The sequence below is a fragment of the Rhizobium sp. SEMIA 4085 genome (genome assembly GCF_013004495.1).
GTDB classification, from domain to species: Bacteria; Pseudomonadota; Alphaproteobacteria; order Rhizobiales; family Rhizobiaceae; genus Rhizobium; species Rhizobium gallicum.
Genome location: NZ_JABEPH010000005.1, coordinates 34,623 through 44,577, shown reverse-complemented (window position 1 = coordinate 44,577; position 9,955 = coordinate 34,623). Strand labels below are relative to the sequence as shown.

The following is a 9,955-nucleotide window of genomic DNA, read 5'->3' as shown; positions in this document are numbered from 1 at the left end:
TCTTGACGCCGTCGATCCACTCCATGGTGATGACGTCGCGGCCGGTGCGTTCCCAATCCACCTTCGGAACGCGAAAGCCTGGATCCTGTCCCGTGTTTTCGGCGATCTCCGAAAGTGCAGCCGCCTCAAGCCGGAGGTCCATTTCGACTTTGGTCGACTGCTCGAGCGTTTTCATTACTTCGACCGGCCTCAGCCGCCGGCTCGAGGGCATGAAGCGCTCCTGCATACCGGCGACGAGATACATTGCCTCGATGTCATGGGCGAAACGCTGCCGTACGCCGGGGCGCACCACCTTGACGGCGACCTTCCTGCGACCATTTGGGGTATTCACCTCTGCAGGATGCACCTGCGCGATAGAGGCTGCGGCAATCGGATCGTCGAAAGTCGCATAAAGCTCTTCCATCGGGCGACCGAGTGAGCCTTCGATACTCGCCTTTGCCGCCGCAATCGGGAAGAAGGCCATCCGGTCCTGAAGCTGCGAAAGGTCGTCGGCGAATTCGACGCCGACGACGTCCGGCCTGGTCGCTAGAAACTGACCGATCTTCACATAGGAAGGTCCGAGCCGCTCGACTGCCTGGGCCAGCCGATCGCTGCGTTTCTTGGCTTTTGCGCGGCTGCGCGCAAGCAGGCCGACAAAGGATTTGGCAAGGCTCACGGCAGGCGGCAAGCCTTCCGAAGGCAGCGCCGAAACAACGCCCTCGCGCACCAAAATCCAGCCGACCCGCACGAGCCGAAAATATGCTCCGAAAGCACTCATTTAGATCAAAGCTTCCAGCCCGAGTGCAGGGCCGCGATGCCGCCGGTGTAGCTGGTGTAGGTCACGCGCGAAAAGCCGGCCTTACGGATCATTTCCGCGAAATTCTCCTGGTTCGGGAACTTGCGGATGGATTCGACAAGATACTGATAGGGCTCGCCGTCGCCGGTTATCGCCTTGCCGAACCTGGGAATGGCATTGAAGGACCAGGCCTCGTAAACCTTGTCCAGAAGCGGCATGTCCACTTCCGAAAATTCCAGCACGAGCAGCCGGCCGCCGCGCTTGAGCACGCGATAAGCTTGCGAGAGCGCCACGTCGATGTGCGGCACATTGCGGATGCCGAAGGCGATCGTATAGGCATCGAAGGTGCCGGCCTCAAAGGGCAGGTCCTCGGCATTGGCCTCGATGAAGGTGAGATTGTCGGAGAGTCTCTTCTTGTCCGCCCGCTCGGCGCCGACGCCGAGCATGGAGCCGTTGATGTCGAGCACGGTCGCATGCGCCATGCGGTTGGATGCTTCGACGATACGGAAGGCAATATCGCCCGTGCCCCCCGCAACATCCAGCACCTTGTAGCCCGGTTCCTTGCGCGGATTAAGCGCCGCGACCATCGCATCCTTCCAGGCGCGGTGCATGCCCATCGACATCACATCGTTCATGATATCGTAGCGTCTGGCGACCTTGTGGAAGACGTCGTTGACGAGACCCTGCTTCTCGCCACTCGGCACCTCGCGGAAGCCGTAGGATGTTTCCATGCCGCCATTGGCGGAAGTACGGCTTTGTGACATCGGACTACTCCGTTACTCGAAATCGGTACGGCGACCATAGCGAAAGGCCGCTTGAGACGCTATCTGTGCAGGCGGGTAATACCCGCGGCCTACTGGCGCTATAACCCACATCGTCCGCAGTTGAAACACGTTTAAATACAGATGGGTTAAGATGCCGGAATTGCCAGAAGTCGAAACGGTGAAGCGTGGTCTTTCGCCCGCCATGGAGGGCGCGCGCATCGAGCGGCTGGAGCTTCGCCGCGGCGATCTGCGCTTTCCCTTTCCGGAAAATTTCGAAGACGAGGTTTCGGGCCGCACCATTATCGGGCTTGGCCGCCGCGCCAAATACCTGCTGATCGACCTCGACAGCGGCAAGACCATCATTTCCCATCTCGGCATGTCCGGCTCCTTCCGCATCGAGCAGGGGCCAGTCAGCCAAACGCCAGGCGATTTTCGCTACAAGCGGTCGAAGGACGAGAAGCATGACCATGCGATCTTCCATCTGGAAGGCCAAGGTGGTGAGCGCCGCGTCATATATAATGATCCACGCCGCTTCGGATTCATGGATATCGCCGATCGCTCAGAGCTTCAGAACAATGCTTTCCTTTTCGGCCTCGGGCCGGAGCCGACCGGCAACGAACTGAGTGCCGCCTATCTGGCAGACCGCTTTGCGGGAAAGGCACAGCCCCTGAAGGGCGCCCTTCTCGACCAGAAAAACGTTGCTGGTCTCGGCAATATATATGTGTGCGAGGCGCTCTGGCGCGCGCACCTGATGCCGGTACGCGCTGCGAAAACCCTGGTCACCAAAACCGGAAAGCCGAAGGAGCAGCTTAGTCTTCTCGTCGCGTCTATCCGCAGCGTCATCGCCGATGCGATCAAGGCCGGTGGCTCGTCACTTCGCGACCATATCCAGACCGATGGCTCGCTCGGCTATTTCCAGCATTCCTTCTCGGTCTATGACCGCGAAAGTCTGCCTTGCCGCACACCGGGCTGCGGCGGTACGGTCTCGCGCATCGTACAGGCAGGACGTTCCACCTTCTATTGCCCGGACTGCCAGAAATAGGGAGGCGGCATGAAAGAGGCCGCGCCCGCTGAGAGAACGGATTACTGAGATGCAGTCGATGATCGAGGGACAGTCACGCTTCCAGCCTTTCGGCTTATCCTATTGGGGTTTCGAAGATCTCAATAAGGGAGTTGGAAGCATGGCTGCCTCTTATGAATACCATATCGGGGTCGACTACCACAAATCCTACAGCCACCTTGTGGTCCAGGACAGTAGCAGTAAGACGCTGCGCTCCGGTCGGGTGAAGAACGATCGCCAGTCGCTCGGCGGGTCTCTCGAACGCTACCGCGAGAACTCGCATGCGGTTGTCGAGGCGACCCGCAAAGCACTATGGAAGGCGCGTCGACGACATCCCGGTTGTCCTGATGATTGTTTAGCGAGCCCGGCAGGTCTCTGCTGCGCTCTTTAGGGAGAATGGGAAACCGGGAGCCGAACGCCACTCTGTGAGCGAAGCCACAGGCAAGGTCACGCCTTGGAGAATGGTTCAAGAACCGAACGGCAGATGCCTGTCGTTAAGAAAGAGATTTGCTCGATCGGCGAAAACGCCGGTCAAACCACAACGGAACCCAAGGAAAAGCCGCCAAATGGTGGTGTTTTGCCCCTTGCGTTCTTTCATTGGAGACAAGCATGGCCTATGAAACGGTGATCGTCGAAACCCGCGGCAATGTCGGCCTGATTACGCTGAACCGGCCGCAGGCACTGAACGCGCTGAATTCCACGGTGCTGAAGGAATTGAAGCAGGCCTTTGCAGATTTCCACGACAACGAGGCGATCGGTGCAATCGTTCTGACCGGATCCGAACGCGCTTTCGCAGCCGGCGCCGATATCAAGGAAATGCAGCCGCTGCAGTTTGCCGATATGTATAAGGCCGAATTCATCAGCGGCTGGGACGAGATTGCCAAGGCCCGCAAGCCGGTGATCGCTGCCGTCAGCGGCTTCGCACTCGGGGGCGGCTGCGAATTGGCCATGATGTGCGACTTTATCATAGCGTCGGACACTGCAAAATTCGGTCAGCCTGAAATCACGCTCGGCGTCATCCCCGGCATGGGCGGCTCGCAGCGCTTGACGCGTATGGTAGGCAAGTCGAAGGCTATGGATATGGTGCTGACCGGCCGAATGATGGATGCGGCCGAAGCCGAGCGTGCTGGGCTCGTTTCGCGTGTGGTCGCGCCCGAGCGGCTGCTCGACGAAGCGCTGGCGGCGGCCGACAAGATTGCGTCGCTGTCGCAGCCTTCGGTGCTGATGGCCAAGGAGGCGGTCAATCGCGCGCTGGAAACCACGCTGGAGGAGGGCTTGCGTTTCGAGCGCCGTCTGTTCCACAGCCTTTTCGCAACGGAAGATCAGAAGGAAGGCATGGCGGCCTTCATCGAGAAACGCAAACCGGCCTTTAAACACCGCTGATCTTCATTCCACGGAGAAAGGCGGCGTTTCCTTGAAAATGCGCGTTGACGCGGGCCGGCTTTAGAGTTATATGCCCGCCCACGGTTCGGGAAGCCGATCAGGTTTTCCGTTTATGCTCCCGCATTGCTGAAGATTGTGGCCGCAGGGCCCGCGGTGATGGCGGAGTTTGTTCGAATTCTTGAGAGAGGCATCCATGGCCAATACAACTTCGGCGAAAAAAGCGACCCGCAAGATCGCCCGCCGTACCGACGTCAACAAGGCTCGTCGCTCGCGCGTTCGCACTTTCGTTCGCCAGGTCGAAGAGGCACTTGCAGCTGGTGATGCTGCCAAGGCAAAGGAAGCCTTCCTCGCAGCGCAGCCGGAACTCGCGCGCGCCGCAAGCAAGGGCGTCGTCCACGCCAACACGGCATCCCGCAAGATCTCGCGCCTCGCTGCCCGTGTGAAGGCTCTGTCGGCGCCTGCGACCGCATAATCTTTCGTTAACAAATTGATCGTTATGATTAGCCCGGTAATCAAGCCGGGCTTTTTCGATTCCGACGATCATCTCCGGATTGGCTAATTTGGCGACTGCTTCGTGTCACTGGGGTGACATGAAAAATTGTTTAAAAACAAATAGTTGCGCAAGGACGTTTCCAGCTTGGGCGACTCTTCTGCGTTCCGGCAGGCTTAGTTGTGAGTCAAGCGGATTTTTATTTTTTTTCTTTCAATGCGTGTCCAAAATACCCACTTCGGGAATCTCCTTGATTCTCCTGCGATTCTTTTTTGACATTAGCGTGACGCCCAAAAACGGGCCCCGGAGTCAATGGTCGCTTCTTAATTTTGCGTAAAATTCATCATTGATCTCGGCAACCGATCCTGCCTAAATGACTTCCAGCAAAGGGCGCGGATATCACCTGCAAAGGCTCAGTCTAAACTGCCACACCGGCAGGGCGATGAGTTTGTGTCATTTGTCACGGAGTAGTTATCTCTCCGTTTTTTTCAAGCACTTGAGCTATTTGCGCCGGGACCGTGGCTGGTCACGGAACGAAGATGCTTTGTGCGCTCGGCGGCTCCATGTTCAAGGGAGCTGAAGGGGATGGGGACAGTAAAATTTGCGTTCGGGCAGGCTGGTCGGAAAACGAGGTCCGGTGGCCGGCTTGGCGCGGCGAACATGACGGAGGCCGCATGAAGGCGGTATCCGCCACGGTTGTCTGCGCCGGTCTCGCTTTGCGGGACAGTGTTTGTGTGAACCGGCATGCATGATGGTCCATGAAAGGGCCGCCGGCATGCCACAACGGGGAAAATTGATCGGGCGGCTGTTTGACTGATGTCGCCCGGTGAAATGAATTTGGAAGGCGGCATGATGCAAATGAATTCATTGACGACGGGTGCTCTTGATAATGGGGATAAGGCACCGCAGGCGTTTGGCTCTATTTGCCCGGATGCGGCGGGGGAAAAAGGAGACATGAAGCATGGCATACTTTTCGAGCGTGTTGGTGCGCGTCTGAAGGCCCAGGTCGGCCCGGATGTTTATGCAAGCTGGTTCGCACGTCTGAAGCTGCATTCGGTTTCAAAGAGCGTCGTGCGTCTTTCGGTTCCCACCACATTTCTCAAGTCGTGGATCAACAACCGTTATCTTGATCTCATCACCAGCCTTTTCCGGCAGGAAGATGCTGAAATCCTGAAGGTGGAAATTCTCGTCCGTACGGCAACGCGTCCCGGCATGAAGCCGGTGGATGAGGCAGCTTCCCAAGAGCCGGCATCACCGGTTACGCCAATGCGTCGCCCTCTTGCTGCTCAGCCAGCTGGTCAGGCGGTTCAACAGGCCGTTTCGGCCGCCGCTGCCGCCCGTCCCGCGACGGTCGGCCAGCCGCTGTTCGGTTCGCCGCTCGACTCGCGCTTCACCTTCGACACCTTCGTTGAAGGCAGCTCGAACCGCGTTGCGCTTGCTGCGGCAAAAACAATTGCCGAAGCAGGGCAGGGCGCAGTGCGCTTCAACCCGCTCTTCATTCATTCGAATGTCGGTCTCGGCAAGTCCCACCTTCTGCAGGCGATCGCCAACGCAGCGGTTCAAAATCCGCGGGCGCTGCGTGTCGTTTATCTGACGGCCGAATACTTCATGTGGCGTTTTGCAACGGCGATCCGGGACAACGATGCGCTGACGCTGAAGGACTCGCTCCGCAATATCGACCTTCTGATCATCGATGACATGCAGTTCCTGCAGGGCAAGATGATCCAGCACGAGTTCTGCCATCTGCTGAACATGCTGCTCGACAGCGCCAAGCAGGTGGTGGTTGCGGCCGATCGCGCGCCTTGGGAGTTGGAATCGCTCGATCCGCGGGTACGGTCCCGTCTGCAGGGCGGTGTGGCGATCGAGCTTGATGCGCCGGACTACGAGATGCGCCTCGAGATCTTGAAGCGCCGCCTGGCTGCGGCCCGTCTGGAAGATCCATCTGTGGAAATCCCGGCCGAACTGCTCTCGCATGTTGCCCGCAGCGTAACGGCAAGCGGCCGCGAACTCGAAGGCGCCTTCAATCAGCTGATCTTCCGGCGCTCCTTCGAGCCGAACCTGTCGATCGAGCGGGTCGACGAACTGCTGGCCCATCTGGTCGGCTCCGGCGAGCCGCGCCGCGTGCGTATCGAAGATATCCAGCGCATCGTCGCACGCCACTACAATGTGTCCCGCCAGGAGCTGGTTTCGAACCGCCGCACGCGCGTCATCGTCAAGCCGCGTCAGATCGCCATGTATCTGTCGAAAACGCTGACGCCGCGCTCCTTCCCGGAAATCGGCCGCCGCTTCGGTGGGCGCGACCATACGACAGTGCTGCATGCGGTGCGCAAGATCGAGGAGCTGATTTCGGGAGACACCAAGCTTTCGCACGAGATCGAACTTCTGAAGCGCCTGATCAACGAATGATCGGCGACCGTCCACCTGAAATTTGCGGCCGGAAGCAATTCCGGCCGTTTTCTTTTATGCGTTCTTTTCTATACAGCCTCAAGAAGTGAGCGCCGCGGCTTCGACGGCGCTGGGAGGGTAAAGATGAGTTTTAAGAGGATCGCCGTTCTCGGACTTGGTAAGGTCGGACGGCTTGCGGCAACGCTTTTGCATGAGGGCGGCTTCGAAGTTGCGGGCGCGGATGCGCAATTGCCGCAGGCCGAAGTGCCGTTCGCGTGCCGCGTCGGCGATGTTTCCAACGCGGCCTTCGTGACGGAGCTGCTATCGGGTGTGGAAGCAGTGCTCTCCTGCCTGCCATACCATCTCAATATCGAGCTTGCGCGGGCCGCCCACGTGGCAGGCATCCATTATTTCGACCTGACGGAAGACGTTCCGACCACCAATTTGATCATCGAACTCTCGAAGACGTCGCGTGGCCTGATGGCGCCCCAATGCGGCCTGGCGCCGGGCTTTGTCGGCATCGTTGGTACAAGCCTTGCCGATGGGTTCGACCGCTGCCGCTCGATCCGCATGCGTGTCGGTGCTTTGCCGCAGAACCCGACGGGCTTGTTGGGCTATGCCTTCAACTGGTCGCCGGAAGGCGTCGTCAACGAATATCTGAACGATTGCGAAGTCATCGAAGGCGGTGTGCGCAAGTTCGTCTCGCCGATGGAATGGCATGAGACGATCTATGTCGAGGGCGTCAAGCTTGAAGCCTTCACCACGTCGGGCGGGCTCGGCACGATGTGCGATACGCTGCACGGCAAGGTCGACAATCTCGACTACAAGACGATGCGCTATCCGGGCCATATGGACCTGATGAATTTCTTCTTCCATGAGCTGCTGATGCGGGAGCAGCGAAAACTCGCCGGCGAAATCCTGACCAATGCCAAGCCACCCGTCGACGACGACGTGGTCTATGTCCATGTCGCGGCCGAAGGCACGCAAGCAGGAAGCCTGCGCCGCAAGGAGTTCGTGCGCGCTTATTATCCGATCGAGATTGCCGGCGCGCGCCGCACGGCGATCGCCTGGACGACCTCGGCATCCGTCGTCGCCGTCATCGAAATGGTCCGCGACGGCCTGCTGCCGGCAACTGGCTTCCTGCATCAGGAGCACATCCCGCTCGATGTGTTCCTGCAGACGCCAACCGGAAGCCTGTTCAAGGCGAGCGCCTCAAGTCGCCATTAGCTCTTGAGGCTCGTCCAATAGGCGCCTTCGAAAGGCACCGCGGCAAAACGCTCGTTGATCTCGGCAAGACTTTTTGCCGGATCGACGTCGTCGAAAAGTTCGGGCCTGACCCAGGTTGCCACCGCTTCGGCTGCCAGAATGTTCAGCGGCACGGCATTGAAGAAATTCCACATACCGTGCACTTTGCCTTCGCGAACGGCCTTCAGCGGCGCAAGTGCCGGCATCTTTACCGTTTCGCCGAGCGAGCGCTGGGCTTCTGATGGATCGACGCCGGGACCGATGGAAAAGGCCGTATAGGTGCCGCCGGGTGATCCGGTAGCAATGTAGATATCAGGCTCGGCTGCGAGGATATATTCCGCAGTCACCTGTCCGCCCTGGGGTGGAAGGTTCTTGTCGGCGGCGTTGCGGCCGCCTGAAAGCGTTATCAGTTCTCCGAGCCCGGTGCGGCCGATTGCCCAGCTTCCGCGGACATCGCTTGGAAAGGCATCCATCAGTACGAGAGGGCCGGTGTCCCTCGGCGCCTTGGCTTTGATGCGCTCAAGCCGCGTCTCGAAGAACCTGGCGAAATCTTCGGCTTGCTCATTGCGCTCGAAAATCCGGCCGAGAAGGCGCATGTCGCGCGGCGTGGTCTTCAGCGGGTCGCGATTGAAATCGACAACAACGACCGGCACACCGACGGAGTCGAGATACTGTATCGCACGCTGGCCGAGTTCGCTGTCGGCCTGCCACATCGCCATGATCGCAAGGTCGGCATTGAGCGAGAGCGCCGCCTCGAAGGACAGCCCGTCCGCCTGGCCGTTGCCGACGAAAGGCACGTTCTCGATTGCCGGAAATTTCTTTCGAAAGGCCTCATAGATAAAGGGATTGTCCCCCTTCATGTCATTTGCCCACCCGGCGAGCATGCTGACGGGATCGGGAAGGATCAGCGACAGGGCGACAAGATTGAATCCCGTCCCAAGGATGACGGCTTCCGGCTTTTTCCTGATCGTCACCTTGCGGCCGATCGCATCCGTGATGGTGAGCGGCCACGCGGATTGCGCTTTTGCAACATGCGGAGCACAAAGAACGACGGAAGCCACAGCGAGCAGATTTCGCCGTGTCGTGAGAAACGCGGTCATTGCGGGTTCCTCTGGCTTGGCAATGCGCAGAGTTTGCCGCAGCTTGGAATTCCAGGAAGCATGTATCGAAGGCAGCAGACCTTGCGCCGTGCGACCTGCTCACCCTCTTCATCCAGATAGCTGACGCAGCCGCAAAACGGGTTTACGCCGCCATCCGGCAGGTGGCCGCGCACAAAGAGCGGAAGGTCGGGGCCGTCTGATGGCTCTCCTCCGGTCAGGCGCAATGCATAATCGATATAGACGGCAGCGTTGTTCCAGCAAAGCTTCGCCGAGATGCCGCAGGCCTTCAGCCGCATGACGGCCTCGCCAAGGTGGGTTTCAAGCAGGGGGCCCACGGCCGTGAAACCTTCGGTCTCGACCCCGCTTTCGATCGTGCCGGCATGGGGAACGCCGAAGGCGCGCGGCAGGCCGTTATCCTCCAATGCGATCGTCATCTCTTCGAATCCGACCGGAAGGGCCTGGCCGCCCAGGCGCCGGGCGAGCAAGTAGGGGATCGAAAGCCCGGAAAAATAATAGAGCGACCACATGGAAACCACGGCGCGCCGGTCGCTGCCGCCGGATATTTCCGCATAGCGATCAATCGCGCGCTGAAAGCCTCCGTCCCGGAAAAAAGCAGGCAGTGGCACGCCGCCGGCAAGCTCCTTGCTGATCATCATCTTGTCTCGGCACCAGGCGTGCTCGCCGGAAAAGGCGGGCGATAGGCCAAGCAGCCCGTCCTTAACTGTCATCTCCCGATGCGAGGCACTGGCCATC

The 9,955-nt window shown here is 59.3% G+C and carries 9 protein-coding genes and 1 pseudogene; 6 read left to right on the top strand and 4 right to left on the bottom strand.

Annotated elements, in window-relative coordinates; genetic code table 11:
* Both C9413_RS01515 and ubiE read right to left on the bottom strand, forming a co-directional pair.
* A partial coding sequence (locus C9413_RS01515; protein ID WP_246703675.1) for an AarF/UbiB family protein occupies window positions 1-757 on the bottom strand: 757 nt, incomplete at its 3' end.
* Between the two features lie 5 nt (window positions 758-762).
* A complete protein-coding gene (gene ubiE / locus C9413_RS01510) occupies window positions 763-1,539 on the bottom strand; it encodes a bifunctional demethylmenaquinone methyltransferase/2-methoxy-6-polyprenyl-1,4-benzoquinol methylase UbiE (protein ID WP_039843693.1) in 777 nt (258 codons plus the stop codon).
* 151 nt (window positions 1,540-1,690) lie between these two features.
* Here ubiE and mutM point away from each other — a divergent pair, with 151 nt between their 5' ends.
* The 6 genes and pseudogenes from mutM (at window position 1,691) to C9413_RS01480 (ending at window position 8,084) form a co-directional block, all read left to right on the top strand.
* Complete coding sequence (mutM, locus tag C9413_RS01505) at window positions 1,691-2,581, top strand: bifunctional DNA-formamidopyrimidine glycosylase/DNA-(apurinic or apyrimidinic site) lyase (protein WP_039843694.1); 891 nt, start codon at window positions 1,691-1,693, stop codon at window positions 2,579-2,581.
* Between the two features lie 49 nt (window positions 2,582-2,630).
* Window positions 2,631-2,903: pseudogene (locus C9413_RS01500) on the top strand (IS110 family transposase); the annotation flags it as partial.
* A gap of 305 nt (window positions 2,904-3,208) precedes the next feature.
* Entirely contained in the window at window positions 3,209-3,982 is a 774-nt protein-coding gene (locus C9413_RS01495; protein WP_039843696.1) for an enoyl-CoA hydratase, read from the top strand.
* 193 nt (window positions 3,983-4,175) lie between these two features.
* A complete protein-coding gene (gene rpsT, locus C9413_RS01490) occupies window positions 4,176-4,454 on the top strand; it encodes a 30S ribosomal protein S20 (RefSeq protein ID WP_039843697.1) in 279 nt (92 codons plus the stop codon).
* Between the two features lie 870 nt (window positions 4,455-5,324).
* Window positions 5,325-6,878 (top strand): chromosomal replication initiator protein DnaA, encoded by a 1,554-nt coding sequence (dnaA, locus tag C9413_RS01485; RefSeq protein ID WP_039846589.1) that lies wholly within the window; start codon window positions 5,325-5,327, stop codon window positions 6,876-6,878.
* 123 nt (window positions 6,879-7,001) lie between these two features.
* Window positions 7,002-8,084 carry a saccharopine dehydrogenase C-terminal domain-containing protein gene (locus C9413_RS01480; protein WP_039843698.1) on the top strand — a complete coding sequence of 361 codons (1,083 nt, stop codon included), beginning with the start codon at window positions 7,002-7,004 and terminating at the stop codon, window positions 8,082-8,084.
* Here the strand turns inward: C9413_RS01480 and C9413_RS01475 are convergent.
* Together C9413_RS01475 and fhuF are read right to left on the bottom strand one after the other, a co-directional pair.
* On the bottom strand, window positions 8,081-9,202 hold the full coding sequence (locus C9413_RS01475) for an ABC transporter substrate-binding protein (RefSeq protein WP_039843699.1): 1,122 nt from the start codon (window positions 9,200-9,202) through the stop codon (window positions 8,081-8,083). The two genes, C9413_RS01480 and C9413_RS01475, sit on opposite strands and share 4 nt — an antisense overlap.
* Window positions 9,199-9,954, bottom strand: coding sequence for a siderophore-iron reductase FhuF (gene fhuF / locus C9413_RS01470; protein ID WP_039843700.1), 756 nt, complete (start codon window positions 9,952-9,954; stop codon window positions 9,199-9,201). Before fhuF ends, C9413_RS01475 begins: the two co-directional genes overlap by 4 nt.
* Between the last annotated feature and the right edge of the window lies 1 nt (window position 9,955).

Excerpts from the sequence above, each read along its gene's own strand:
- dnaA (WP_039846589.1), top strand. The coding sequence starts at position 5,325 with ATGCAAATGAATTCATTGACGACGGGTGCTCTTGATAATGGGGATAAG.
- C9413_RS01480 (WP_039843698.1), top strand. The coding sequence starts at position 7,002 with ATGAGTTTTAAGAGGATCGCCGTTCTCGGACTTGGTAAGGTCGGACGG.
- ubiE (WP_039843693.1), bottom strand. The coding sequence starts at position 1,539 with ATGTCACAAAGCCGTACTTCCGCCAATGGCGGCATGGAAACATCCTAC.
- rpsT (WP_039843697.1), top strand. The coding sequence starts at position 4,176 with ATGGCCAATACAACTTCGGCGAAAAAAGCGACCCGCAAGATCGCCCGC.
- C9413_RS01495 (WP_039843696.1), top strand. The coding sequence starts at position 3,209 with ATGGCCTATGAAACGGTGATCGTCGAAACCCGCGGCAATGTCGGCCTG.
- C9413_RS01475 (WP_039843699.1), bottom strand. The coding sequence starts at position 9,202 with ATGACCGCGTTTCTCACGACACGGCGAAATCTGCTCGCTGTGGCTTCC.
- fhuF (WP_039843700.1), bottom strand. The coding sequence starts at position 9,954 with ATGGCCAGTGCCTCGCATCGGGAGATGACAGTTAAGGACGGGCTGCTT.
- mutM (WP_039843694.1), top strand. The coding sequence starts at position 1,691 with ATGCCGGAATTGCCAGAAGTCGAAACGGTGAAGCGTGGTCTTTCGCCC.